General features: G+C 62.9%; 23 protein-coding genes. 7 read left to right on the top strand and 16 right to left on the bottom strand.

The window, feature by feature from the left end:
* Window positions 1-56: 56 nt before the first annotated feature.
* The 11 genes from G455_RS0105965 to G455_RS0105915 all read right to left on the bottom strand — a co-directional run bounded on the left by G455_RS0105965 (window position 57) and on the right by G455_RS0105915 (window position 13,368).
* The gene (locus G455_RS0105965) at window positions 57-1,916 is read right to left on the bottom strand and encodes an AMP-dependent synthetase/ligase (RefSeq protein WP_229861718.1); all 1,860 of its coding nucleotides are present in this window, start codon (window positions 1,914-1,916) and stop codon (window positions 57-59) included.
* A gap of 25 nt (window positions 1,917-1,941) precedes the next feature.
* Window positions 1,942-2,715, bottom strand: a complete 774-nt coding sequence (locus G455_RS0105960; RefSeq protein WP_028092857.1) for an ABC transporter ATP-binding protein — start codon at window positions 2,713-2,715, stop codon at window positions 1,942-1,944.
* Window positions 2,715-3,494: an ABC transporter ATP-binding protein gene (locus tag G455_RS0105955; protein ID WP_028092856.1), complete on the bottom strand. Its 780-nt coding sequence runs from the start codon at window positions 3,492-3,494 to the stop codon at window positions 2,715-2,717. The genes G455_RS0105960 and G455_RS0105955 overlap by 1 nt, the downstream gene beginning before the upstream one ends.
* Window positions 3,491-4,573, bottom strand: a complete 1,083-nt coding sequence (locus tag G455_RS0105950; RefSeq protein ID WP_028092855.1) for a branched-chain amino acid ABC transporter permease — start codon at window positions 4,571-4,573, stop codon at window positions 3,491-3,493. The genes G455_RS0105955 and G455_RS0105950 overlap by 4 nt, the downstream gene beginning before the upstream one ends.
* Window positions 4,574-4,576: 3 nt before the next feature.
* On the bottom strand, window positions 4,577-5,452 hold the full coding sequence (locus G455_RS0105945; protein WP_028092854.1) for a branched-chain amino acid ABC transporter permease: 876 nt from the start codon (window positions 5,450-5,452) through the stop codon (window positions 4,577-4,579).
* A 641-nt stretch (window positions 5,453-6,093) separates the two neighbouring features.
* A complete protein-coding gene (gene cydX / locus G455_RS23430) occupies window positions 6,094-6,213 on the bottom strand; it encodes a cytochrome bd-I oxidase subunit CydX (protein WP_035366228.1) in 120 nt (39 codons plus the stop codon).
* 15 nt (window positions 6,214-6,228) lie between these two features.
* Window positions 6,229-7,389 (bottom strand): cytochrome d ubiquinol oxidase subunit II, encoded by a 1,161-nt coding sequence (gene cydB / locus G455_RS0105935; protein ID WP_028092853.1) that lies wholly within the window; start codon window positions 7,387-7,389, stop codon window positions 6,229-6,231.
* A gap of 5 nt (window positions 7,390-7,394) precedes the next feature.
* A complete protein-coding gene (locus G455_RS0105930; protein WP_028092852.1) occupies window positions 7,395-8,996 on the bottom strand; it encodes a cytochrome ubiquinol oxidase subunit I in 1,602 nt (533 codons plus the stop codon).
* Between the two features lie 129 nt (window positions 8,997-9,125).
* Entirely contained in the window at window positions 9,126-10,811 is a 1,686-nt protein-coding gene (locus tag G455_RS23425) for an amino acid ABC transporter ATP-binding/permease protein (RefSeq protein ID WP_051312222.1), read from the bottom strand.
* Entirely contained in the window at window positions 10,808-12,499 is a 1,692-nt protein-coding gene (cydD, locus tag G455_RS0105920; protein ID WP_229861717.1) for a thiol reductant ABC exporter subunit CydD, read from the bottom strand. Before cydD ends, G455_RS23425 begins: the two co-directional genes overlap by 4 nt.
* 131 nt (window positions 12,500-12,630) lie before the next feature.
* The gene (locus G455_RS0105915) at window positions 12,631-13,368 is read right to left on the bottom strand and encodes a metallophosphoesterase (RefSeq protein ID WP_028092850.1); all 738 of its coding nucleotides are present in this window, start codon (window positions 13,366-13,368) and stop codon (window positions 12,631-12,633) included.
* 238 nt (window positions 13,369-13,606) lie between these two features.
* Between G455_RS0105915 and G455_RS23420 the strand changes: the two genes are divergently transcribed.
* The gene (locus G455_RS23420) at window positions 13,607-14,065 is read left to right on the top strand and encodes a hypothetical protein (protein WP_229861716.1); all 459 of its coding nucleotides are present in this window, start codon (window positions 13,607-13,609) and stop codon (window positions 14,063-14,065) included.
* On the opposite strand, the gene G455_RS25520 is transcribed toward G455_RS23420, so the two are convergent.
* The 3 genes from G455_RS25520 to G455_RS0105895 form a co-directional block, all read right to left on the bottom strand.
* The gene (locus tag G455_RS25520) at window positions 14,019-14,624 is read right to left on the bottom strand and encodes a dimethylsulfonioproprionate lyase family protein (protein WP_051312221.1); all 606 of its coding nucleotides are present in this window, start codon (window positions 14,622-14,624) and stop codon (window positions 14,019-14,021) included. The two genes, G455_RS23420 and G455_RS25520, sit on opposite strands and share 47 nt — an antisense overlap.
* A 129-nt stretch (window positions 14,625-14,753) precedes the next feature.
* Window positions 14,754-16,352 carry a phosphoglycerate dehydrogenase gene (gene serA, locus G455_RS0105900; RefSeq protein ID WP_028092849.1) on the bottom strand — a complete coding sequence of 533 codons (1,599 nt, stop codon included), beginning with the start codon at window positions 16,350-16,352 and terminating at the stop codon, window positions 14,754-14,756.
* Between the two features lie 99 nt (window positions 16,353-16,451).
* Entirely contained in the window at window positions 16,452-17,597 is a 1,146-nt protein-coding gene (locus G455_RS0105895; protein ID WP_028092848.1) for a phosphoserine transaminase, read from the bottom strand.
* A gap of 274 nt (window positions 17,598-17,871) precedes the next feature.
* Here G455_RS0105895 and G455_RS0105890 point away from each other — a divergent pair, with 274 nt between their 5' ends.
* Window positions 17,872-18,927, top strand: a complete 1,056-nt coding sequence (locus G455_RS0105890) for an AI-2E family transporter (RefSeq protein WP_051312219.1) — start codon at window positions 17,872-17,874, stop codon at window positions 18,925-18,927.
* Window positions 18,928-19,025: 98 nt separating this feature from the next.
* Window positions 19,026-19,901, top strand: coding sequence for a phosphoserine phosphatase SerB (gene serB / locus G455_RS0105885; protein ID WP_028092846.1), 876 nt, complete (start codon window positions 19,026-19,028; stop codon window positions 19,899-19,901).
* Between the two features lie 40 nt (window positions 19,902-19,941).
* On the opposite strand, the gene G455_RS0105880 is transcribed toward serB, so the two are convergent.
* Window positions 19,942-20,337, bottom strand: a complete 396-nt coding sequence (locus G455_RS0105880; protein ID WP_028092845.1) for a VOC family protein — start codon at window positions 20,335-20,337, stop codon at window positions 19,942-19,944.
* A gap of 82 nt (window positions 20,338-20,419) precedes the next feature.
* Here G455_RS0105880 and G455_RS26355 point away from each other — a divergent pair, with 82 nt between their 5' ends.
* The 3 genes from G455_RS26355 to dapD all read left to right on the top strand — a co-directional run bounded on the left by G455_RS26355 (window position 20,420) and on the right by dapD (window position 22,396).
* Window positions 20,420-21,061 carry a glutathione S-transferase family protein gene (locus tag G455_RS26355; RefSeq protein ID WP_035366227.1) on the top strand — a complete coding sequence of 214 codons (642 nt, stop codon included), beginning with the start codon at window positions 20,420-20,422 and terminating at the stop codon, window positions 21,059-21,061.
* 194 nt (window positions 21,062-21,255) lie between these two features.
* Window positions 21,256-21,531, top strand: a complete 276-nt coding sequence (locus G455_RS26350; protein ID WP_051312217.1) for a hypothetical protein — start codon at window positions 21,256-21,258, stop codon at window positions 21,529-21,531.
* A gap of 37 nt (window positions 21,532-21,568) precedes the next feature.
* Window positions 21,569-22,396: a 2,3,4,5-tetrahydropyridine-2,6-dicarboxylate N-succinyltransferase gene (gene dapD / locus G455_RS0105865; RefSeq protein ID WP_028092843.1), complete on the top strand. Its 828-nt coding sequence runs from the start codon at window positions 21,569-21,571 to the stop codon at window positions 22,394-22,396.
* 77 nt (window positions 22,397-22,473) lie between these two features.
* Here dapD and G455_RS0105860 read toward each other — a convergent pair whose 3' ends face one another.
* The gene (locus tag G455_RS0105860; RefSeq protein WP_028092842.1) at window positions 22,474-24,042 is read right to left on the bottom strand and encodes a choice-of-anchor L domain-containing protein; all 1,569 of its coding nucleotides are present in this window, start codon (window positions 24,040-24,042) and stop codon (window positions 22,474-22,476) included.
* Window positions 24,043-24,221: 179 nt separating this feature from the next.
* On the opposite strand from G455_RS0105860, the gene G455_RS0105855 reads away from it, so the two are divergent.
* Window positions 24,222-24,584 carry a hypothetical protein gene (locus G455_RS0105855; protein ID WP_028092841.1) on the top strand — a complete coding sequence of 121 codons (363 nt, stop codon included), beginning with the start codon at window positions 24,222-24,224 and terminating at the stop codon, window positions 24,582-24,584.

Below are 24,584 nucleotides of genomic sequence, written 5' to 3'. Positions count from 1 at the left end.
GTTCCTCCCGTTGCGCCGGCGCGGCTCCTCCTTCCGGCCGGCAAGATCAGACTAGCTCAGTACATCTCCTCGATCAGCGCCATGTGTTTCTTCTCCACGAAACTGCGCTTGAGCTTCATGGTTGCGGTCAGTTCCTCGTCCTCGGCTGTCAGCAGGATATTGATCAGACGGAAATCCTTGATCTGCTCGACCCGGGCGAATTCCCCGTTCACCGCCTCCACCTCGGCCCGGATCAGAGAGACCACCTCTTCGGCGGCGCAGAGCGAGGCGAAATCACTGAACGGCACCTTGGTGTCCTGGGCGAATTTCTCGACATTCTCCTGGTCGATCATGATCAGGCAGGTCAGGAACTTGCGCCGGTCGCCGATCACCACCGCATCCGAAATATAGTGGCTGAACTTCAGCCGGCTTTCGATTTCCGACGGTGTGATGTTCTTGCCGCCCGCGGTGATGATGATGTCCTTCAACCGCCCGGTGATCCGCAGATAGCCATCCGCGTCCAGACTGCCGATATCGCCTGTCCTGAGCCAACCATCCTCGGTAAAGGTCTCGGCCGTCTTTTCACTATTGCGCCAATAGCCCGGAAAATTGCTGAGACTCAGGGTCTGAATCTCGCCATCCGGAGCGATGCGCACCTGCACGCCCGGTACGGGCTGGCCCACGGTGCCGACACGGTTGGTCTCGGGCGCGTTGATCGTAGCCATGCCGGTGTTTTCGGTCATCCCATAGCCTTCGATCAGCCGCACACCGATCGACCAATACCATTTCAGCAGTTCGGGAGAGATCGGCGCCGCCCCTGTGGTGCAGCGGCGCATCTTGTCGAGCCCGAGCATCCGCCGCAGGTTTCTGAGCACCAGAAAATCCCAGACCGCATAGCGTGCCGAGACCGGCGCCGGTGCCCGCTTACCGGCGATCAGATACTCGGCCCGCGCCGCCCCCGCCTTCTGCGCCCGCCCAAAGGCCCATTGGCCGATGGCGGTCGACTCCTGCGTCAGCACCCGCACCTTGGAATAGATTTTTTCCCAGACCCGCGGCACGGCGGTGAAATGCGCCGGCGACACCTCTTGCAGGTTGTCGAAGACTGTCTCGACGCTTTCGGCGAAATTGACTGTCGACCGCGCAGCCAGCGGGAAATAGATCGACACATCGCGTTCGAGGATATGACACAGCGGCAGAAAGCAGAGCTGTTCATCCTCGGGATAGGCCGGCAGCGCGTGCATGCCGGAAATCATCGCGGCGACGATATTCTCCTGCGTCAGCATCGCCCCCTTGGGCGCCCCCGTGGTGCCCGAGGTATAGATCAGCAGCGCCACATCCTCGGGCCGGGCCTTGCTGATCTCCGCCTCGAAAAACCCGTGGTTCTCGGCCTCGAAGGCGCGGCCGGTCTCATAGAGCTCGTCGATGAAGACGCATTTTTCGTGACGCAGGTCGTGCAGCCCCTCTTTCTCGAGGATGATGACCTTCAGCACCTGCGGCGCGAGATGTTCGATCTCGAGGAACTTGTCGAGCTGTTCGTCATCCTCGACGAACAGAAACCGGCTGTCGGAATCGCGCAGCAGGTATTCGAGCTGCGCGGCGGAATCGGTGGTATAGACTCCCGAGGAAATCCCGCCCACCCCCTGGATGCCCAGATCGGCATAGAGCCATTCCTTGCGGTCTTCGCTGAGGATCGAAACGACCTCTCCCCGCCGCAGCCCCAATGCGCGCAGACCAAGGCCCAGCCATTTGGCATGGGTCCAATAATCGTGCCAGGAATAGGACTGCCAGATCCCCAGATCCTTTTCGCGATGTGCCACCCGGTCGCCCAGTTCGGCGCAGCGTTTGGCGAACAGCTTCACCATCGTATCGCAGCCATCCACCAGCGCCGGCCTGCTGCCTGGGCGGGCGTTGACCTGAACGCCGCGAACATCTGTCATATTGGGCGCCTGCGCATTCATCGGCCTACCTCCAGGTCTTCTTGCGTTTCCAGCGGCGTTCACCGCGCTGCCCTTCCTCCTGATGCCCGAGATAGAAGGATTTGATATCCTCGCTCTGCATCAGGCGATCTGCCGTGCCTTCCATCACGATGCGGCCGATCTCCATCACATAGCCGAAATCCGCCAGATCGAGCGCCACGCGGGCGTTCTGTTCGACCAGCATCATCGTCACCCCCTCGTCGCGGTTCACCCGTTTGAGAATGGCGAAGATCTCCTGCACCAGCAGAGGAGAGAGGCCGAGGCTCGGTTCATCCAGCAGCATGATCTTTGGGCGCAGCATCAGCCCGCGCCCGATCGCCAGCATCTGTTGCTGCCCGCCGGACAGGGTTCCGGCCTCCTGATTGCGGCGCTCGGCCAAGATCGGGAAATAATCGAAGACCATGTCGCGATCTCGCGCAATCTCGGCCCGGTCGTGGCGCGAATAGGCGCCCAGGCTCAGATTCTCGTCCACGCTCAGCAGCGGAAAGACCTCGCGCCCCTCGGGGACATGCACGATGCCGCGGCGCACGATGGCATGGGGTTCGCGGCCCTGAATCTCTTCCCCGTCGAACAGGATCTGGCCCTTTTCCGGGTCCATGATACCCGAAATCGTCTTCATCAGGGTCGATTTGCCGGCACCGTTCGCCCCAAGAACAGTAACGACCTTGCCTTCTTCCACCTTCAGGCTGACGCCCCGGATCGCCATGATCGGGCCATAGAAGCTTTCGAGGTTCTTGATCTCCAAAATGGTTTTTCCCATCAGGCCACCCCCCCATCCGCTGGGGCGCCCAGATAGGCGGCGATCACCGCCGGATCGCTCTGCACCTCGACCGGTGTGCCCTCGGCCAGCTTGGCACCGTCGGCCAGCGCCAGCACCCGGTCGGACACGCCCGCGACCAGCCCCATGTCGTGTTCCACCATCAACACGGTGACGCCCATCTGCTTGCGGATATCGTCGATCCACCAACGCATGTCCTGCGTCTCCTCGACCGACAGACCCGAGGCGGGTTCGTCCAACAGTAACAGCCGGGGCCCCGAGGCCAGCGCCCGGCCCAGTTCCACCACCTTGCGCACGCCGTAAGGCAGGCCGGCGATCATCTTGTCGCGATAGGGTTGGAGATCGAGGAAATCTATCACCTCCTCCACCACCTCGCGATGGCGCCGCTCCTCCCGCCGGACGCGGGGGGTGAACAGCAGCTCCTCGATCATGGAGGTACGGCGGTGCCGATGGCGGCCGACCAGCAGATTTTGCAGGACGGTGGCGTGATCGAAAAGCTCGATATTCTGGAAGGTCCGGGCGATGCCCAGATCGGCCACCGCATCGGCGCGCCGGTCCAGCAGGTTTTCCCCGGCAAAGCTGATGCGACCCGAATAGGGTTCGTAGAACCGCGAGATCAGGTTGAAGACGGTGGATTTCCCCGCCCCGTTGGGGCCGACGATGGCGTAAACCTCGCCTTCCTCGACCGAAAAGCTCAGGTCGTTCACGGCGGTCACCCCGCCGAATTTCAAGGTGGCGCGGTCGATCTCAAGAAGACTCATCTCAGCCGCTCCGTCTTCAGATAGGATTTCTGTCGGCGGAACATGTCCTTGCGCGCGAAGGGGAAAAGCTCGAGCCAGGTGCGAATCTTCAGCCAGCGGCCATAGATGCCCATCGGTTCGAACAGGATGAAGAGGATCAGGATCGCGCCGAACACCCCCATCTCCAGCCCCGGAATGGCAATACCGCCGCCCAGCGTATCGGTCACCATCGACAGGACCTGCGGCAAAAAGGCGATGACGATGGCGCCGAAAAACGCCCCGTGGATCGACCCCAGGCCGCCGATGACGATCATCATCAGCAGGTTGATGGAAATGGTGATCGAGAATGTCTCGTTATTGAAGGCGCCAGCGAAAAACCCCATCAGTGCCCCGGCCAAGCCGGTGATCGCGCAGGACAGGCCAAAGGCCGCCGCCTTGGTAAGGGCGATATGCACGCCCATGGCGGTCGCCGAAACCTCGGAATCGCGCACTGCGGCAAAGGCGCGGCCCAGGGGCGCGCGCAGCAGGTTGCGATAGGCCAGCGTGCACAGGATCGTCACCGCCAGCACCAGCCAATAGAACCGCGCCGGCGTGCTCCAACGTTCGATTTCCAGCCCGAAGATGTCGATCACCGGGGCGAACTTGCCGCTGACCCCATCGGTCCAGGGATCGAGCAGCACGATGATATCGTCAGCCAGCACAGACAGGGCAATGGTGGCGATCGCCAGATAGATGCCATGCAGCCGCACCGCCGGAATGGCGAAAAGCGTGCCGAACAGCCCGGTGATGATACCCGCCGCCGGAAAGGCCAGCAGGAAGGGCCAGCCGTGTTCCATCAGGATGATGCAGGAATAACAGCCCACCGCCAGAAAGGCCGCGTGCCCCAGGCTTGCCTGCCCGGTCTGGCCGGTCAGCAGCATCAGGCCAAGCCCGGCAATGGCCCAGATCAGCACATTGGTGACCTCGCCCAGAAAGAAATCGCCAAGAAGCCAGGGCAGGATCACCGCGACGATCACCAGCGCGGCATATATCGAAAAGCTCCACCAATCCGGGAACAACCGGATGTCGTGGTCATAGGAGGTCTTAAAGTGGATACGCATGGGTCAGACCTTCTTGACGCGGACCTGGCTGAACAGGCCGTGCGGGCGGAACACCAGAACGAAGAGCAGCAGTGCATAGGGCGCGATCTGCGAATAACCGGCGGCGAGGTAACGCGAGGCGAAGGGTTCGATCACCCCGACGATCAGCCCGCCGACCAGCGCCCCGGGAAGCGAGCCGAAACCGCCAATCACCGCCGCGGCAAAGGCCTTTATGCCCAAAAGCCCTGCGTTAGGATCGATTGCACCTTTTGACGCGAAGAGGATACCCGCCACGGCGGCCACCGCGCCCGAGAGCCCCCAGATCAGCCCCTGCACCCGCTTCACCGGGATCCCCATGTAATAGGCCGCCATCTGGTTCTGCGACGCCGCCTGCATCGCCAGCCCCAGCTTGGTGCGCTGGAAGAACTGATACAGACAGATGGTCAGCAGCACGGTGACCACGATCACCGCCACATCCGCCATCCCCAGCACCACGCCGCCCAGCCGGATGTCCCCCATCGCCAGCGGGCTTTGCAGAGTCTGCGGCTCGTGCCCCCAGATGGCCCCGGCGACAAAGCGCAACACGAAACCCAAGGCGATCGTCAGGATCACCACCGCTGTCTGGTTCTGCCCGAAGATGTGGCGCAGGATCAGCAGGTCCAGCAAGTAGCCCACCCCGGCCATGATCGCGATGGCCAAGGGCGCCGCCAACCAGAACGGCAGGCCGACATACTCCGCATTGCTCAGGCCCAGCGTGACGAAGGCCCCCAGCATCATCAAATCGCCTTGGGCAAAATTCACCGCCTCGGTCGCCTTGTAGATCAGGACGAACCCCAGCGCGATCAGACCGTACACGCAGCCATTTGCCAGCCCGCTGACCAGCAGTTGCAAGATGTCCAATTTCCCCTCCCCTCACGCGGTCCCGGACGGGGCTCCTCTTCCCCGGGTCGGGCCGCGGCTCCACATGTGGCATGCGGGACAAAATCCTGCGGTTCTTCGACATGCCAGCCGGTCTGCCCGCACCTGCCAATCGACAAGAGAAACATTATGTCTCAAAGGACATCATAACAGTTATATTTGATCATCATACTTGCATCTTGTGAAACGAACCACTTGTGTTCAGCCGCTATCCCGCGATGCCACAAAAGATTGTTTCATTGCCGCCCGTGACGGTGATGGAGGGGATCACCCATCCCCGGGACGCCGGCTGACACCAAGTGTTCCACGTGCAACATAGGCAACCTGGACAGACACGTATCTTGTGCCTTCCGCCCCATATCCACAACATATAGTTGTCGTATTGGTGCGCTCTGGCTGGTCCGATGCAATTCATCACCAGCTCTTCAGGCACCTCGGCCCAATCGGCGAGAAAGGTGTAGTCCAGTTGATAATCCGGTGGGCATATCTGCCTTGGCAACGGCAGCACAGCCGTTGATCTGGCCGCAAGACGACACATGTGATGCGCGGTCCGCCTTGGGCCGGCAATGAAAAACGGGCGCCCAGAAGACGCCCGTTTCCCTAAACTTCATAAAGGCCGCGGCTTACTTTTTGCCGTCTTCCTCAGTCAGTCGCGCATCTTCGCGCATCTCAAGCCAGATGGCGTTCAGCACGGCGAACATCGCAGCCAGCGGAAGGCCCAAGACCCAGGCGAAATACCACATTCTCTTTTTCCTTCCTCAATAGCTATGGCCGGACCCGGTGATTTCTTCTTCCGTCACCTTGCCCCAGAGCACTTTGTAGACCCAGGCCGTATAGGCCAGGATGATCGGCACGAAGATCACCGCCATCACCAGCATCACGAACAGCGTCTGTTGCGACGAAGAGCTGTCCCAGACCGAAAGCGAGCTGTTGGGATCGACGATCGACGGCAGGATGAAGGGGAACATCGTCAAACCGACGCTGGAGATGATCCCGGTAATCGCCAGTTTCGACCACAGCAGGGTCGAGACCTCGCGCCCCGCCCGCAGGCCCATCACCGCCATGGCGATACCGACAAAGCCCATGATCGGGGCAATGACGATCCAGGGGCGCAGGCTATAGGCCGCCAGCCAAGACCCGCCGCGCGCCACTTCGTTATACAGCGGGTTCGACGGACCATTGGCAGGCACTTCACCGACCATATGAAAGCCTTCCACCCCGAAGGCCAGCCAGACACCGGCCAGGGCATAGGTAACCGCGGCGACGATCCCGGCATAGGTGCCAATGGTGCGGGCGCGGATTTGCACCGGGCCCTCGGTCTTCAGCGTCAGCCAGGCGGCGCCATGCATCAGCAGCATCGACAGCGACACCACCCCGGACAGCAGCGCGAAGGGGCGCAGCAGGCCGACGAACTTGGTGAAGAAGTTGCCGTCATAGAAGGACATCAGATCATCGCTCAGATGGAAGGGCACGCCCAGCAGCACGTTGCCGACCGCGACACCGAACAGCAGCGCCGGAACCGCGCCGCCGACGAACAGCGCCCAGTCCCAGCCATTACGCCAGGCCGCGCTGTCGCGTTTCGACCGGTACTTGAAGCCCACCGGACGCAGGATCAGCGCCGCCAGAACGGTGAACATCGCCAGGTAGAAACCCGAAAAGCTGACCGCATAGAGCGGCGGCCAGGCGGCGAAGATGGCGCCACCGCCCAGGATGAACCACACCTGGTTGCCTTCCCACACCGGGCCGATGGTGTTGATCACCACCCGGCGTTCGACATCGGACTTGCCCACGAAGGGCAGCAGCGCGCCGACCCCCATGTCGAAGCCGTCCGTCAGGGCGAAGCCGATCAGCAGGACGCCCAGCAGCACCCACCAGATCACGCGAAGGATATCGAGATCAATCAGTTCAGAAAGGATCATGGCTGTTACTCCGCAGGCTCGGCCAGGCCGCCGTTGTTTTTCAGACGGTCTTCATGGCGTGCCATCCAGATTTCGGTTTCCTCCACATCCTCGATCGGGCCTTTCCGGATGTATTTGATCATCAGGCCCATCTCGATGATGAAGAGAATGGTGTAGAGCGTCACGAAGCCGGCCAGCGTGATCAGCAGGTCTGCCACACTCAGGCGCGAGGCCGACAGAACCGTGGGCAGCACGCCATCCACCGTCCAAGGCTGACGCCCGAACTCGGCCACGAACCAGCCCAGTTCAGCCGCGATCCAAGGGAAGGGGATGATGATCACGGCCAGACGCAGTGCCCAGCGCGGGAACCGCATGCCCCGAAGGTTCGCGGTTACCGCGAAATAGATCATCACCGCGATGAAGCTGAAGCCCAGACCTACCATGATCCGGAATGCCCAGAACAGCGGCCCGACCCCCGGCACGGTATCGTCGGCAGCCATCGCGATCTGTGCGTCCGTCGCACTGCGCGGATCGTCGACATAACGTTTCAGCAGGAAGGCAAAGCCCAGATCTGCCGAATGTTCCTCAAAGGCGGCGCGAACCTCGGGTGGGGTGTTGGCCCGTTCCGTGCGAATGGTCATCAGCGCATCATAGGCGATCAGGCCCGAACGGATCTTGTCCTGTGCCTGAAGAACCAGATCGTTGATGCCGGGAATTTCCTGGGTCAACGACCGGGTGCCGATCAGCCCCATGACCCACGGGATTTCCACCGCATAGTGGGTTTCGCGCGCTTCGCGGTCGGGAATACCGATCAGGGTGAACTTGGCCGGGGCCTCTTCGGTGTCCCACATCGCTTCGAGCGAGGCGAGCTTCATTTTCTGGGTGTGGCTGGCGGAATAGCCCGACTCGTCCCCCAGAACCACGACCGACAGCGATGCCGCCAGGCCGAAGGCAGAAGCGACAGTGATCGACCGGCGCGCCAGTTCGATGTGACGGCCTTTCAGGATGTACCAGGCCGCGACCCCCATCACGAAGACCGAGGCAGTCACATAACCGGCCGACACCGTATGCACGAATTTCGCCTGCGCCACTTCGTTGAACAGCACGTCGAAGAAAGAGGTCATCTCCATCCGCATGGTGTCGGGATTGAACTGGGCACCGACGGGGTTCTGCATCCAGCCGTTGGCGATCAGGATCCACAGCGCCGACAGGTTCGACCCGAGGGCGACCAGCCAGGTGACGACCATATGCGCCACCTTCGACATCCGATCCCAGCCGAAGAAGAACAGCCCCACGAAGGTCGCTTCGAGGAAGAAGGCCATCAGCCCCTCGATCGCCAGCGGCGCGCCGAAGATGTCGCCGACATAATGGCTGTAGTAGGACCAGTTCATACCGAACTGGAATTCCATGGTGATCCCGGTGGCGACACCGAGAACGAAGTTAATGCCGAACAGGGAGCCCCAGAACTTGGTCATCTGACGCCAGATGGGGCGGTTCGTCATTACATAGACGGTCTCCATGATCGCGACGAGGATCGAAAGACCCAACGTCAGCGGCACGAAGAGGAAGTGGTACATAGCCGTCATCGCGAATTGCAGGCGCGACAGCTCGACGACATCAATATGCATGATGTGCATCTCCTCGGGTTTGGTTCTGCAGGTCCATAGGACACAAACCTGCCTTGAAAATGCATGATTTTCTACTTTTACCAGCTACACCCTTGAGGCGGGAAGCTGATTTGATCTGCGTCAAAGGAGTTATTGATTCATAATCGAATTTCCTCGCGGCCCATTCAGCTCCCTATGATGGTCGGCGCTTTCGGCTTCTGCTGCGCGGTGGCTCGCCGCGATGATCGCAGCGGTCGGAAGATAGCTGCGGACGCCCTGAATCACAGCCCTGGCGGTCGCCGGGTCCAACCCCTCCGTAGGCTCGTCCAGCAATAAGATATTGGGTTTCCTGAGCAGCGCACGAGCCAGGGAGAGACGCCGCGCCTCGCCCCCGGACAGGCCTGCGCCCCCCTCTCCCAGGATGGCATCCAGACCGCCACGGTCGGCCACCACCCGCTCCAGTTCAACCGCCCGCAGCACCTCCCAGGCAGCCGCATCCGTGAGCTCCCCGACCGAGAGCGCCAAATTGTCGCGGATGCTTCCACCCAGCAGTGCACTGCGTTGCGGCAAGAGCATCAGGTGCTGGCGCAATTCCGATTCGGGCCAATCCGCGAGAGGCACGCCCAGACAGCGAATCTCTCCCCCGGCGATCGGCGAGACCGCCGCCAGCGCATCCAGCAAAGTGCTCTTGCCGGCACCGCTGGCACCACTGAGCACCAGCATTTCACCAGGCGCGACCGAAAAGCTCAGCCCCTCGACCAGGGGCAGGTCGCGGCCCGGGCGCATCAGGGTGACATCGCACAGCTCGATCCCTGCGTCGGGGTCCGGATCGGGCGAACGTGTCGCCGCCGCCACCGGAGCCGGCCCATCGGGCACATCGGCAAGAACCCGGGCAGCGGCATCGCGCATCCGACCGATCTCGGCCACGCCCCGGCGCAGCGGCAACACGGTTTCGGCCAGCGCCAGCGCCACAAAGACACCGATCGCCGCCTGCGCCGCGTCGATGCCCCCCGCCGCGATCAACCCGCCGGACAGACCCAGCACAAGCGCCGTGAGCAACGCAACCAGCGACGACAGGGCAAACCCCGCACCACCGTCGATACGATCCAGCAGATCGTGGGCGGCGCGTGCCTCGGCCTCCTCGGTATCGATCCGCGCGCGCCAATCCGGCAGCGCCCCCTGCAAAATCACCTCGCGCTGGCCACGAAACAGACCGATGGCCCCGCGGCGCAATGCCTGCATCGCAGTCTCGGCCCGGGTCGAGGGCGCCAGGGTTCGCGCCGCCACCCGCAGCAGCACCAGCGCGCCCCCGATCAGATACCCGGCAGTCAGGCTCAGCGCGATCAGCGGCGTCACCAGCCACGCCAGCAGCCCAAATGCCACAAGATGGGTGATCACCCCTGCCGTCAGCGGCAGCGCCAGCCTGAGCGCCACCCCATCCAGCGCATCCACATCCGCGGTGATTCGGGTCAGCGCCGAAGCCCCCCGCAGACGCCTGAGCGCCTCCATCGGCCACAGCTCGAGCCGGCGCATCAGCGTGATCCTGAGCGAGGCCAGCGCCCGGAGCGTCGCATCATGGGTCAAGAGCCGTTCTCCGTAACGCGCCGCGGCGCGGCCCAGGGCTAGGAAGCGCACCCCAGCAGAGGGCCGGAAGACATCGAAGGCGATACCGATACCGGCGATACCCGCCAGCCCGGTCGCGGTAATGAACCAGCCCGACAGCCCCAGCAGAGCCGCACCCATGATCAGCACCACCACGGTCAGCGCCGCCCCGCGCCCCATTGCCCAGGGATCGGCCGAGCAGAGCAGTTTCAGGATCACCCACAGACGTTTCATGCCGCGCCCTCCAATTCGACCACGCGATCCATTGCCGCACACAGAACCGGGTCATGGGTCGCCACGATCACCGTGCATCCTGATGCGCGCAGATCAGCCAAGGCCGCGGTGATCTCTGCTGCCGTCGCACGATCGAGATCGGCAGTTGGTTCATCCGCCAGGATCACCTCGGCCCCCGACAGGAAAGCCCGCGCCAGCAACAGCCGCCGTGCCTCCCCCCCCGACACGCCTGCACCGGTTTCGCCCAGCCGGGTTTCAAGCCCCTCGGGCAGGGCATCGACGATCCCCGTCGCCCGGGCCCGCGCCAGCGCCACAGTCATGTCGGCCCCGCTGCGATGCGGATCGAGAAAATCGCGCAGGGTGACATCGGGCACATGCACCGATTGCGGCACGAAGGCCAAGCGGGCACGCCAGCCATCCGCGGTCTCGTCATCCAGCGGCTGGCCAGCCACGCGAATCTCGCCGCTTTCGGGCCGCAGGAGCCCCGCGGCAAGGTCGAGCATGGTGGATTTCCCGACCCCGCTGGGCCCCTTGAGCGCGACGCTTTCGCCCGGTTCCACAGCCAAATCGGGCAAGGCCCGGCTGACACCTCCCCGGGTCAGGCTGACCCCCGTCATCTCAAGCCGCGCCGGCCCCTCGAGGCGCGACGCCGGGGCGCCATGGCCCAGCACCGGCGGGGTTTCCGCAGCTTCCAGAGCCTGCAGCTCGGCACTGACCGCATCGGCAGAGGCCTTGTCATGCCAGGCCGAGGCCAGATCACGCAGCGGCTGAAAGAACTCCGGCGCAAGCAGCAGGATGAACACGCCTTCTCCCAGGGTCAGCGGCGTTGCCCAGGCACCGATGGTGATCTCTCCCAACAGGGAAAAGCCGGTGTAGACTGCGACCATCGCCACCCCGATGGCGGCAAACAGCTCCAGCACCGTCGACGACAGAAAGGCCACCCGCAGCACCGCCATGGTGCGCTTGCGCAGCCCTTCGGCCTTGTCGGCGAAATCGGCGCGCGACCGATCGGCGGCGTTCAGCAGCAGGATGTCAGGCAGCGCCGCAATCCTGTCGATCAGCAACGCGTTCATGTCGCCGATCTGCGCCATCTGGCGTTCGCTGGCCTCTTTCGCGGCCATGCCAACCAGCGCCATGAAGACCGGGATCAGCGGCCCCGCGACCACCAGGATCAGACCTGCGATCCACGAGACATAGAAGGTGCAGGCAAGGTAAAGGGTCGGCAGCACCGCGGTGCGCGACATCGCCGGCGTATAGCGCGAGATATAGGGGCTGACCATCGCCAGCTTCTCCGACAACAGCGCCGCCAGATCGGCCGAAGAGGCGCGGCCGTCCATCCTGAGCGTTTCGCGGTCGAGCAGCAGCCGGCGCTGTTCGGCAATCACCTGATCGGCCGCGGCAAAGGCCCGCCGCGCCCCCATCCGGTCGGCCCAGCCCCGGCCGATCCCCAGCGCCGCGAAGGCGCCCGCAGCCGCCCAGGCGCCGGTGCCCAGGTGCCCCGTCGCCCATTGCGCGATCACCCAGGCGATGATCCCGGCCTGCACCGGCCAGAGCGCCCCTGATATCAGCGCCCAGTAGGACGATTGCCTGAGCAGTCGTTTCGGCGCGGCTGTAATCAATTGTCGGGCTGAGGGTTTGGCTGGCATATGCAATTCGGCTCCGATGTTGCGCGACATGGGCAACGGCATCGCCCGGGTTCCGGTGACGCACGTAATTTAATTCAGAACGAACCAGAGGCCAGCCGTTTGCACCGCGCCTGAGTGACGCGGGTCAGGGTGACACGGCCCCTTGCCGCCGAGCTCTGCCGCACTAGGTTGTGTTAGTCAGCCCCTGGCTCCAGCGCCTCGCGACCACGCTCGGTCAGCAGCCAGCACTTGCCGCCTTCGATCACGGCCGGATGCAAGGGGCGGCCATAGCCGGCGCCGCCGTCCAGGTCGATGCGATTGCCGAAGTGCTGCGGATGTTCAAGGGCGGTATGCCCGTGCACCACCAGCCAGGGATGCGGATCGGGATGGTCGAGAAACGCGTCGCGGATCCAGATCAGATCCTCCGGGTCCTGATCCGCCAGCGCGACGCCAGGGCGAATACCGGCATGAACGAACAAGAGCCCCTCGCGTTCCAGCGCCCGGGGGCGCGTTTCAAGAAAGGTCAGATGCTCTGCCGGCACCGCCTGCTGCACCGCCGCGAACAGCTCGGCCGGGGGCACTTCGGGCCCGGTCTCGATACCGTAGGACGCCAGCGTCGCCAGCCCCCCGACGCGGGGGTGCAGCCAGGAGATGCCCGAGCGAATCTGCCGATCGTGAATGTCACCAGCCCGCAGAAACCGTGCAAGCATGCGGTCGTGATTGCCCAGCAGCACCCGCCAAGCCCGCCCTTCCTCGATCCCGGTGCGAAGGGTTTCGATCACCCCGCGGCTGTCGGGGCCCCGATCGACCAGATCGCCAAGAAACACCACCTCGGCCCGGTCACCGCCATCGCGGGCGATCAGATCGAGCGCCCGTTCGAGCAGATCGTGCCTTCCGTGAATATCGGCCACGGCATAGATCGCATTGCTCATTGTTCACGCCTCCGGCTCGGGGATCCTGCTTTGGTCCCGTGATGCCCGAAACCGAAGTCTGGGGAAAGGCCAACGGCCGGTCAGGCTTCTGGAAAACCCCCAATGCGATCAATCTTCTTTGAGAATAGCCATAGCTGGGGCAGGCTGAAGATGGACGCGGCGGGGAGGGGGACCGGGACGTCCGGGCAAAGCCGGCCTGCCGGTATCGGCGCCGGCCCAACAGAAAGGGACGGAACAGATGAACGGAATTGCACGTTACTTCATGCTGCTTGGGGTGATCTCGGTGGTTCTCGGGATGGCCTGGGGCATCCAGATGGCCGCCAGCGGCGACCATTCCATGGCGGCGGCGCATGCGCATCTCAACCTGCTGGGTTGGGTCACCTGCGCCATCTTCGCCTTCTATTACCACGCAGTCCCCACCGCGGCGGAAGGCCCACTGCCTCTGGTCCATCTGTTGATTGCCACCGCCGGGCTGATTACCATCGTTCCCGGCATCGCCATGGCCCTGCGCCATGACGGCGAAACCCTGGCCAAGATCGGTTCGCTGCTATCGCTCTTGTCGATGCTGATCTTCGCTGTGGTGGTGCTCAGAGGACGCGGCGGCGCGCGCGATGGCCTGACGTCAGTCAGCCCCCTGGCCTGGGCGCCTTTCAGATCCCGAAGGCGCCCAGACCGTCGTGGATACGATAAGAGCTGACGTCAATATCCCCGCTCCACCGCCACAGTGCGACAACCCCTTCGGGGCCGGTCTGGCAAGCATGGGGAAGATAGGTACTGTGATGCACGTAATCGCCAGGGCCAAGTTGCTTTTGGCGATCCCCCGCGGTCCAGAGCGCACGTCCGGCCACGATTACGTAGGTTTCCGCAGCGGCATGGGAATGCAACCCATAGCGGGTGCCCGGCCGTTGATAGAACAGCCCGACCCGCAGGTGTTCCGAATGGATCGGCGATTCCGGCCCCATCAGGTCGCTGCTGACATAGGAAGACAATGCTTCGTCCGAGGCCTGACCCGCGACCGGGTTAATGCCCCAGGGAATTTGATCGAGAACGCCAAGCATTGCCGCCGCGACCGGTAGAGACGAGGTCAACAACAGGTCACGGATGGGATCGGCGTCGGCCATGCCGGTCAGCGGAGTAAGTTCCGGATTGGCCAGCGCACAAAGCGCCGCCGCCGTCTCGGCCGCCTCCGGGCGGCCTTCAGCCTCGAAAATTGCGGCCATGGCGGCGAAGAAATCCAGAACAGTCGTCTGCTGCATCCGTGTCCCGAGCCTCATGTGCAAGAAGGGTATCCAACAGCCTGCAGCATGAAACGAATCGGGCCGCCGCATCTGTTCATGCGGCGACCCGTTAAGTGTCGTTTTCAGTTCATTCTCGCGCAGGCGCGATCAGGCGACTTTGAATTCCAGCGGTTTGACCTGACGGAACATGCCGGTGGCTTTCAACGCGTCAACCGCATCGGCCTTCAGCGGCTCGTCCAGATAGGCGATGGCGATTGCCTCGCCGCCCTGGGTGGCGCGACCAAGGGTAAAGTTGGCAAGGTTCACCTTATGCTCACCCAGCAACGAGCCGAGCTTGCCGATGATACCCGGCACGTCCTCGTTGGTAGTATAGAGCATATGTTCGCCCACTTCGGCGTCGATGTTGATGCCCTTGATCTGGATGAACCGCGGCTTGCCATCCGAGAAGACGGTGCCGGCCACCGAACGTTCGCGGCTTTCGGTCACGACGGTCAGCTTGATATAGCCTTCGAAGACACCCGACTTGTCCTGATTGGTGGTCGAGATCTTGATGCCCTTTTCCTTCGCCGCAACCGGCGCAGAGACCATGTTCACGTCCGGGTTGAACTTCTTCATGATCCCGGCCACGGCGGCGCAGTTCAGCGCCTCGAGGTTCATCTCGGCAGCGACACCGTCATAAAGGATGTTGATCGCCTTCACCGGCTCCTCGGTCATCTGACCGATGAAGTTGCCCAGGTGACCGGCCAGCTTGATCCAGGGCCCCATGACCTTGGCTTCCTCGGCGGTGACCGACGGCATGTTCAGCGCGTTGGTGACGGCGCCGGTCAGCAGGTAATCCGACATCTGCTCAGCGACCTGCAGGGCGACGTTTTCCTGCGCTTCGGTGGTAGCGGCGCCCAGGTGCGGGGTGCAGACCACGTTCGGCAGACCGAACAGCGGGTTTTCCTTCGCCGGCTCTTCCGAGAAGACATCGAAGGCGGCGCCGGCAACATGGCCGGATTTGATCAGCTCGGCCAGGGCGACCTCATCGACTAGGCCACCGCGGGCACAGTTGATGATGCGCACGCCCTTCTTGGTCTTCTCGAGGTTTTCCTTGCTCAGGATGTTACGGGTGGAATCGGTCAGCGGCACGTGCAGGGTGATGAAATCGGCACGCTTCAGCAGATCGTCCAGCTCCTCGATCTTCTCGACGCCCATCTTGTCGGCCTTCTCTTCCGACAGGAACGGATCGAAGGCGATGACCTTCATCTTCAGACCGCGAGCGCGGTCGCAGACGATGCCACCGATGTTGCCGGCGCCGATCACGCCCAGGGTCTTGCCGGTCAGCTCGACCCCCATGAACTTCGACTTTTCCCATTTACCGGCTTGGGTCGAAGCCGAGGCCTCGGGGATTTGCCGTGCCACGGCGAACATCATCGCGATGGCATGTTCGGCGGTGGTGATCATGTTGCCGAAGGGCGTGTTCATCACGATCACGCCTTTCTTGCTTGCCGCTTCCTTGTCGATGTTGTCGGTGCCGATACCGGCGCGGGCAATCACCTTCAGGTTGGTGGCGTTTTCCAGGATCTTCTCGGTCACCTTGGTGGCCGAACGGATCGCCAGGCCGTCATAGGCGCCGATCACCTCGGCCAGCTTGTCCTTGTCCTTGCCCAGGTCGGGCTGGAAATCGACGTCAATGCCGCGATCTTTGAAGATTTGAACGGCGGCGGGCGACAGTTTGTCGGAAATCAGAACTTTGGGGGCCATGTCAGGCGCTCCTTCAAAAGTCGTAAATGGGGAAAGGCAGGCGGGCCTGAGCCCGCCCTGCCGATAAGCTCTGCGCGGGCCCCGGGCCCGATCGCGATCTTATTCCTGCTCTGCGATGCAGGCCTCGAAGGCCCACTTCAGCCAGAGCGTCAGTTTTTCCAGATCGGCAGCTTCGACCGTGGCGCCACACCAGATGCGCAGGCCAGCCGGCGCATCACGATAGGCACCGATGTCATAGGCGGCGTTGTAATCGGCCAGCTTCTTGGCGACCGCCTTGGCAAAGACTGCGGTATCCTTGATCCGGTCGTCGGTGAACTTCAGGCAGACGCTGGTGTTCGACCGGGTGGCCGGATCTTCGGCCAGGTTGTCGATCCAGTCGTGTTCGTCGCAGAAGTCCCAGATTACCTTGGCGTTGGTGTCGGCGCGTTTCATCAGCGCCGGCAGACCACCGATCTTCTTGCCCCAATCCAGGGCAACCAGATAATCCTCAACCGCCAGCATCGAGGGCGTGTTGATCGTTTCGCCCCGGAAGATGCCTTCGTTCAGCTTGCCGCCCTTGGTCATGCGGAAGATCTTCGGCAGCGGCCAGGCGGGGGTATAGCTTTCCAGCCGTTCGACCGCACGCGGGCTCAGGATCAGCATGCCGTGGGCGCCTTCGCCCCCCATCACCTTCTGCCAGGAGAAAGTGGTGACATCGAGCTTGTCCCAAGGCAGGTCCTGAGCGAAGGCAGCCGAGGTCGCATCACAGATGGTCAGACCTTCACGGTCGGCAGGGATTTTGTCGCCGTTCGGGACGCGCACACCAGATGTGGTGCCGTTCCAGGTGAAGACAACGTCGGTGTTGAAATCGACATCGGCGAAATCGACGATCTGACCGTAATCGGCGGTTTTCACTTCGGCGTCGATCTTGAGCTGTTTGACCACATCGGTCACCCAGCCAGCGCCGAAGCTTTCCCAAGCCAGCATGGTGGCCTTGCGGGCACCGAGCATCGACCAGAGGGCCATTTCGACCGCACCGGTGTCCGACGCGGGCACGATGCCGATCTTGTAATCAGCGGGAACCCCGAGAATGTCGCGCGTCGTTTCGATCGCGGCTTTCAGCTTGTCCTTGCCAACAGCGGCACGGTGCGACCGGCCAAGTGCGGCGTCGGCGAGCATCTCAAGATTGTAATGGGGGATCTTGGCGCAGGGGCCAGAGGAGAAACGCGGGTTTGCCGGCCGCGTTGCCGGATGCTTGTCAGTCATTTCGACTTAACCTTCCAGATAAGCGCCCCTCGTTGGGGAGGGGTGTCCCGAGGCGGGATATACGTGCGATTCGAAATCCGCGCAATACGCCTCTTGTCGCAAGCTATCGCCGAAAGGTCGCTTTTTCGTGATGCCTGAGGAATGCCGTCTCCTATCGGAAACATGGGGCCACAGCGATGACATTTCCGATCGCCCCATTGCCCGCATTCGCCGGGCCTGCTTTTGTGGTCCGTGCCGCCGCATCGCGGCTTTGCCCCAAGAGGAAGACGACAACATGCAGATCGAAGGCCGCAACCGGCTGATGGTGACGACCTATTCCATCGCACTGCTCTTGATGATCGGTTGGCTTCTGCGGGTCGGCCAGTCGATCCTCTTGCCGGTGCTGATGGCGGTGATCGTCGTCTACATCCTGACCACCGCCGCCGACGCGATGGTCCGCCTGCCGCTGATCGGCAAGCTGGGGCGACGCTGGCGACGCCTGATTGTTCTGGTCGGCATCGTCGCCGGGGTGCTGATTCTGGCGGCTTTCATCACCTCGAATGCGGCGGCAATCTCGGCAGCGGTGCCGCGCTATGCCCAGAATTTCGATGCGCTGCAGACCAGGCTGCTGCACATTCTGGGGGTCGATGAATTACCCAGCTGGGCCGAACTGAGCCAAAAGCTCACCGATATGCTCGACATCTCGACGCTGATGCCGATCGTGCTCAGCACCATCACCAATGCCGGCTCGGTAGTGGTGGCCGCGGCACTCTATGCGATCTTCATCATCGCCGAACTTGACGGTCTGCCGGAAAAGACCCGCAGCGCGCTCGACCGCAGCCAGCAGGCCGAGCGCACGCTGGATGTGGTGCGCCAGATCAACGAACGGATCGGCGGATATCTGGCGGCGAAGACGCTGGTGAACGTGATCCTTGGCTTGGTCTCGCTGGGCGTTCTCTGGCCGTTGGGCATCGACTTTCCGGTGTTCTGGGCAATCCTGATCGCGATCCTGAACTATATTCCCTATATCGGCTCGGTGATCGCGGTGGCCTTCCCGGTGGCCACCAGCCTGGTGCAATATGCCTCTTTCGGCCATGCCGCGCTGGCGCTTGTGGCGCTGATGGTGCCGCAGATGATCGTCGCCTATTACATCGAACCGAAGTTCCTGGGCCGGTCGGTCAACCTGTCGCCTTTCACCGTACTCTTGTCGCTGGCGATCTGGACCGCGCTTTGGGGCATGATGGGGGCGATCCTTGCAATCCCGCTGACCGCCATGGTGATGATCATCCTGGCTGAACTGCCCAGCACCCGGTTCATCGCCGTGCTGATGTCGGAAACTGGCGATCCCTGAGGCTGCAATAGCCCACAGGACTGCCACAGGGGCTGGCAAACGCCCCGCCGCCAGCGTTATTACCGGCGCGAATCCTCCCTTTGAACCGGAGCGCGCCGATGTTTGTCGCCACCCTCATGACCTCTCCCGCCGGGCCGGAAATGGACCCGGCCCTCGTCTCGTCCCTGCGCAACGCCTGGGGCGGCGGCGAGATCGCCTGGCTGGCCCCCGGTCGCGCCGCGGAATTCTCCCTGCCCGCAATGCCGGAAAACCGCTGGGACGTCTGGAACGACCTGCAGAAGATAACCGTCGATCTGGTGGTGCAACCCACCGAGGGGCGAAAGAAAAAGATGCTGCTGGCCGATATGGATTCGACCATGATCCAGCAGGAATGCATCGACGAACTGGCCGACATGGCCGGCGTCGGCGATCACGTGAAGGCGATCACCGCCCGCGCGATGAACGGAGAGCTGGACTTCGAAGGCGCGCTGATCGAGCGGGTCGCGCTGCTGAAAGGGCTGCCGGCGCAAGTGATCGAACAGGTGCTTGAGGAACGGATCACCCTGATGCCCGGCGGCAAGACGCTGCTGGCGACCATGCGCGGGAATGGTGCCTATGCGGTGCTGGTCTCGGGCGGGTTCACCGCCTTCACCAGCACAGTGGCCGCCTGGCTGGGCTTCGACGAGAACCGCGCCAACACGCTGATCGTCGAGGGCGAGGTTCTGGCCGGCACCGTGCAGATGCCAATCTTGGGCCGTGCCGCCAAGGTCGAAGCGCTGGAACAGGTGACCGCGCGGCTTGGCCTCTCTGATGCCGAGGTGATCGCGGTGGGCGATGGCGCCAACGATCTGGGCATGCTGGGCCGCGCCGGCACCGGGGTGGCGCTGCATGCCAAGCCGACGGTGGCGGCGCAATGCGACGTGCGGGTCAATTTCGGTGATCTGACTTCACTGCTCTATATCCAGGGCTATTCGACCGCAGAGTTCCTGGACTGAGAGCGATGCGCGGGCAGCCCTGACGGGCTGCCCATCCGGATCAGAGGTAACGGCCGCCGCGCTGCAGGACCTCGATCTGATAACCGTCGGGATCGGCGACAAAGAAGAATTTGGCGATCACCTCGCCGCCCGGCGCGAATTCCACCAGCTTGCGCGGCGCCAGGCCTTCGGCCTCGAACCTGGCGTGCTCGGCCTCCAGATCATCGACCGAAACCGCCAGATGGCCGTACCCATCGCCCAGGTCGTAGGGCGTGGTCCGGTCCTTGTTGATGGTCAGTTCCAGTTCGAATTCGGTTTCCGGATTGCTGAGATAGACCAGGGTGAAATCTGGAAAATCCAGCCGGTCGGCGACCTTCAGCCCGAAGGCCTTGTCATAGAAGGCGACCGAGCGCGCCTCGTCGAGCACACGGATCATGCTGTGGATCTGTTTGGCCATCTGCCTCTCCAGTCTTGCGTTGCGCCCGGCTCCGTCTTGCCGGACCATGGGATCAGCCCCCGGATCGCATGAGGACCCGCCGATGTCCAACCCCCCGCACGAAACGCTGACGCTCTACACCTATCCGCCCAGCTCCTACTGCCAAAGCGTGCGCATGATGTTGGCGGAATGCGGGCTTGAGGCCAGGATTGTCGAGATTGATCCTTTCGCCGGCACCGATGCGACCCCGCATCCGTTCCACGCGGTGCCGGTTCTGGAGGAGGAGGGCTTGCAGCTCTACGAAACCGCAGCGATCCTGCGCTATCTCGACGCCGCCCATGCAGACGGGTGCTTCACTCCCGGCGATCCACGCAGCCTGGCGCGGATGGCCCAGGTCGAGGGGATTGCCGATTCATGGGGCTATTGGCCCTTGGTCCGCCAGGTCTATGGCGAGCGGATTTTCGCACCACTGGACGGGAAGCGCCCGGACGAGGCGATCATTGCCGAGGGGCTGGAACGTGCACGGCGGGTTCTCTCGGCGTTGGACGACATCGCGGAAGAAGGGCTGGTCCTGTCCGGTCGGGTACTGACGTTGGCCGATGTCCATCTTGCACCGATGTTGGGCTTCTTCGCGGCGACCGCGGAAGGAAAGGAGATGCTCGCCGGCCATCCTGCGCTGCAGGGCTGGTTCGATGCAATGGCCCGGCGCCAGAGTTACCGCAGCACCAGCCCGCTTACGACTTAATCCGGCATTAACCGCTCTCGCGCAGGCTATCGCCATGGACAAGATCACGTTTCCCCTGCGGCTCGACCGCACCACGCTGGCGGCGCTGCATCATATTGCCGCGCAGGAAGGTGGCGAGGTGAATGCCCTGATCGCCGAGGCGATCCGCTGCGATCTCTATCCTCGCAGTCGCGCGAAGAAGGCCGACAAGCCTGATGAGCGGCTCATCGCCCCCCTTACGGGCGCTCCTCGCCAAGGATTTCGCCAATGCCCGAGACTGGCAAGAGCTGCAGGACCGGCTGCATCGCAGGGGCTATGCCCTGCGGGAAGCCGGCGCGGGCCTTGCCCTGGTCCATGCGTCAACCGGCGAGCGCGTCGCCAAGGCCTCGGATCTGGGCTACAGCTATGCCCGTTTGCTCAGCCGCCTGAAGACGCCGTTTCCCGGCCATAGCCATCGTTATCTTGCCCCACGCGCGCGTCCCGGTCTATAGCCGGTCTGACGCCACGACCGCACAGGAAGAGAGACCCATGTCCAACGCCCAACTGGAAGCCGCCATCGAGGCCGCGTGGGAAACCCGCGACCAGATCACCCCCCTGACCGGCGGAGAGACCCGCGAAGCCATCGAAGACACGCTGAACGCGCTCGACGCCGGCAAGCTGCGGGTGGCCGAGAAACAGGAAGACGGCAACTGGCACGTCAACCAATGGGCGAAGAAGGCGGTTCTGCTGGGCTTCCGCATCAAGGACATGGAGATGCAGGACGGCGGCCCGCAGGGCGGCGGCTGGTGGGACAAGGTCGACAGCAAATTCAAAGGCTGGGGCGACAATGAATGGGGCGCCGCCGGTTTCCGCGCGGTGCCGAACTGCGTGGTGCGCAAATCGGCCTATATCGCGCCGGGCGCGGTGCTGATGCCCTCTTTCGTCAACCTCGGCGCCTATGTCGACAGCGGCACCATGGTCGATACCTGGGCGACCATCGGCTCCTGTGCGCAGATCGGCAAGAACTGCCACATCTCCGGCGGCGCCGGCATCGGCGGCGTGCTGGAACCGCTGCAGGCCGGCCCGGTGATCATTGAGGACAACTGCTTTATCGGTGCCCGCTCCGAAGTGGCCGAAGGTGTGATCGTGCGCGAGGGCTCGGTTCTGGGCATGGGGGTCTTTCTCGGCCAGTCGACCAAGATCGTCGACCGCGAAACCGGTGCCGTCAGCTATGGCGAGGTGCCGCCCTATTCCGTGGTCGTCGCGGGCACCATGCCGTCGAAGAACGGCGTGAACCTCTATTGCGCGGTGATCGTGAAACGGGTCGATGAACGGACCCGTTCGAAAACCGGCGTGAACGAGCTGCTGCGCGACTGATCCGGCGTAACGGGCAAGACAAGAAAGGGGCGGTCCCAGCGGGCCGCCCCTTTTCCGTTTCCCGAACCGGTTGCGGGTCAGTCTGACAGAACCGCCCGGCTTTCATAGCCTTTCAGCGACATCCGAGCCGCCGGACCATAGGCCTGAGCACCATGTTCGGCGACCTCCGGCATCAACCGCAGCAACTCATCCCTCGTATCGGGATCGAAGCTTGCCAGCGTCTCGTCGCCGGGATGATAGCTTTCGCTTTCCAGCCCGTTACCGCGGATGATCTGATGGCGGTCGAACAACAGGTGCACATAGGTCACGGCAGAGCCGTCACGACGCAGGCGCACGGTCTTGTCGTTCAGCAGATCCTTCGCCTTGACCAGAACCTCATTCTCCCCGAACAACAGCTCGGCCCGGGCCGAGCGCAGCAGCACACGGTGGTTCTGCGACAGCTCCACCTGGTCGTGTTCGCCCAGAGTGCCGGCCTCGATCACCACCGGCGCGTCGCGCCCCTCGGCCGCGCGGGTGGCGCGACCGACCCAGCGTAGCGGCTGCGCGCCGTCGTCGCGGGTCATCACCAGATCGCCCGGCTGCAGCTCCTCGACCGCGACCAGCCCCTCGGGCGTCGCCACCAGGGTTCCGGCCACCAGGCAGGGCACTGTCGTCATCTTGACGAAGGCGGTATCGGTATTGCCGTCGCTATCCGTCACCTCATAGGTGAACGTGTTGGTCTCGTCATCGCCATCGGGGTGAATGGTCACCGTACCATCGGCATTCAGCGTCACATCCTCGCCCGAGGGCAGGGTGATGGTCTGGCCGGCCACGACGTCCTGACCGTTGATCTTGGTGATCGTCAGCGTCGCCCCGGTATAGCTGACGTCATTGGCCAGCAGATCGAAGGTTCCGGAATCGCCCTCGACCGTAATCACATCGTCGCCCGCGATCAGCGCACATTGGATCGAATCACCGGCGATCAGCAGGTTACTATCGTATTTCGCATCCCCCGCATCGGCGATACCGATCTTGATGCTATTGACCTCGCCCGCGTTCACCGGCGCCTTCAGCGTCAGGGTCACGGTCAGGCCATCCATCTCGGTGTTATAGGGGTCAGAGCTGACCGGGTTGTCGAGATAGAGGTTCGAGTTGCTTTCGTTGTTGATGTTGTCGATGGTGATGTCGCCGGTGCCGACCGTCAGCTCCGCCTTGACGCCATTGACCCAAATCCCGACCGCATCGTTGAACCCGGAATTGACATATTCCAGATATTCTTCCGAGGAAAACACCACCTGCATGGTCAGCGTATCGCCGTCGGGCACAAACTCCGCCTCGAACACCGCAGCATCATAGGTCTGCTGACCGGCCAGATGGGACAGGTCGGAATCGCCCGGTGTCCTGAACTCGGTCGTGGTCCTATCCGACTGGTTCGCGCTGCCCCAGCTATTGGTGATATCTGTCGCCTTCCCGGTCGACAGGATGACCCCCGTGTCGGATGGCGTCAGATTGGGTGCGACCGCATCGCCATCGGAATAAATCCCAGAGGCCGAATTCGACCCGGTATAGCTGGCCGATTTGATCTCGATCCCGGAGCCGAACATGGCCTCGGCCATATCCATCGCGGATGCGGACGTGTCGATAGGAAGCTCGGTTGCCGAAACCATGATATACCTCAATCGTTAAGAGTGACAGCCTGCAGTCGGTTGCGTTCCGGCATATACTCTGGGCAAGGAATTGGGCAAAAATATGCGCTTCCACGCGTATTTTAGGAAAATTTTGAATAAACCTGAGACTCTCAGGCAACGGTTGACCAGATCCACCGGCTAAAGATAAGGCAGGCGTCATGACTGACAAAACGAAACGTTCACGCCAGCAGGTTTATACGTTGCTGGTCCAGATCGGCCGCAAGGCCGGCGACGGCCTGCCCGACGGGGCCACCGGGGCGGCGCTGATGTGCTATGCTTCCGGTGTCGACGAAGCCGAGGCGGTACGTGAAACCGTGGCGATCCTCAAGCAAGCCGACACAGCACCGCTTGATGTGACCGGCTACGGCACCCTGGCCGAACGCGAAGACGCAGGCCACGAAATCGACACCGAGGAACGCGCCTTGATGCAGCGGGCACTTGAGGAAAACGCGGTGATCGTGGCGCAGATGGTGCCCTTCTTCGGCGACGATCAGCTAGAGCCCGACAGCTTGCTGAACTGA

This window comes from Pseudodonghicola xiamenensis DSM 18339 (assembly GCF_000429365.1).
In the GTDB taxonomy this organism is placed as follows: domain Bacteria; phylum Pseudomonadota; class Alphaproteobacteria; order Rhodobacterales; family Rhodobacteraceae; genus Pseudodonghicola; species Pseudodonghicola xiamenensis.
The sequence above is the reverse complement of the archived record's forward strand: the minus strand, read 5'-3'. Positions and strand labels throughout refer to the sequence as shown.

Excerpts from the sequence above, each read along its gene's own strand:
- G455_RS0105960 (WP_028092857.1), bottom strand. The coding sequence starts at position 2,715 with ATGGGAAAAACCATTTTGGAGATCAAGAACCTCGAAAGCTTCTATGGC.
- G455_RS0105895 (WP_028092848.1), bottom strand. The coding sequence starts at position 17,597 with ATGACTGACAAGCATCCGGCAACGCGGCCGGCAAACCCGCGTTTCTCC.
- G455_RS0105915 (WP_028092850.1), bottom strand. The coding sequence starts at position 13,368 with ATGAGCAATGCGATCTATGCCGTGGCCGATATTCACGGAAGGCACGAT.
- G455_RS0105950 (WP_028092855.1), bottom strand. The coding sequence starts at position 4,573 with ATGCGTATCCACTTTAAGACCTCCTATGACCACGACATCCGGTTGTTC.
- G455_RS0105965 (WP_229861718.1), bottom strand. The coding sequence starts at position 1,916 with ATGACAGATGTTCGCGGCGTTCAGGTCAACGCCCGCCCAGGCAGCAGG.
- G455_RS26350 (WP_051312217.1), top strand. The coding sequence starts at position 21,256 with ATGAGCGGCTCATCGCCCCCCTTACGGGCGCTCCTCGCCAAGGATTTC.
- G455_RS0105955 (WP_028092856.1), bottom strand. The coding sequence starts at position 3,494 with ATGAGTCTTCTTGAGATCGACCGCGCCACCTTGAAATTCGGCGGGGTG.
- G455_RS23420 (WP_229861716.1), top strand. The coding sequence starts at position 13,607 with ATGAACGGAATTGCACGTTACTTCATGCTGCTTGGGGTGATCTCGGTG.
- G455_RS0105855 (WP_028092841.1), top strand. The coding sequence starts at position 24,222 with ATGACTGACAAAACGAAACGTTCACGCCAGCAGGTTTATACGTTGCTG.
- G455_RS0105890 (WP_051312219.1), top strand. The coding sequence starts at position 17,872 with ATGCAGATCGAAGGCCGCAACCGGCTGATGGTGACGACCTATTCCATC.
- G455_RS0105880 (WP_028092845.1), bottom strand. The coding sequence starts at position 20,337 with ATGGCCAAACAGATCCACAGCATGATCCGTGTGCTCGACGAGGCGCGC.
- G455_RS25520 (WP_051312221.1), bottom strand. The coding sequence starts at position 14,624 with ATGCAGCAGACGACTGTTCTGGATTTCTTCGCCGCCATGGCCGCAATT.
- G455_RS0105930 (WP_028092852.1), bottom strand. The coding sequence starts at position 8,996 with ATGCATATTGATGTCGTCGAGCTGTCGCGCCTGCAATTCGCGATGACG.
- cydX (WP_035366228.1), bottom strand. The coding sequence starts at position 6,213 with ATGTGGTATTTCGCCTGGGTCTTGGGCCTTCCGCTGGCTGCGATGTTC.
- serB (WP_028092846.1), top strand. The coding sequence starts at position 19,026 with ATGTTTGTCGCCACCCTCATGACCTCTCCCGCCGGGCCGGAAATGGAC.
- dapD (WP_028092843.1), top strand. The coding sequence starts at position 21,569 with ATGTCCAACGCCCAACTGGAAGCCGCCATCGAGGCCGCGTGGGAAACC.
- cydD (WP_229861717.1), bottom strand. The coding sequence starts at position 12,499 with ATGCCGTTGCCCATGTCGCGCAACATCGGAGCCGAATTGCATATGCCA.
- G455_RS26355 (WP_035366227.1), top strand. The coding sequence starts at position 20,420 with ATGTCCAACCCCCCGCACGAAACGCTGACGCTCTACACCTATCCGCCC.
- serA (WP_028092849.1), bottom strand. The coding sequence starts at position 16,352 with ATGGCCCCCAAAGTTCTGATTTCCGACAAACTGTCGCCCGCCGCCGTT.
- cydB (WP_028092853.1), bottom strand. The coding sequence starts at position 7,389 with ATGATCCTTTCTGAACTGATTGATCTCGATATCCTTCGCGTGATCTGG.
- G455_RS0105860 (WP_028092842.1), bottom strand. The coding sequence starts at position 24,042 with ATGGTTTCGGCAACCGAGCTTCCTATCGACACGTCCGCATCCGCGATG.
- G455_RS23425 (WP_051312222.1), bottom strand. The coding sequence starts at position 10,811 with ATGAAACGTCTGTGGGTGATCCTGAAACTGCTCTGCTCGGCCGATCCC.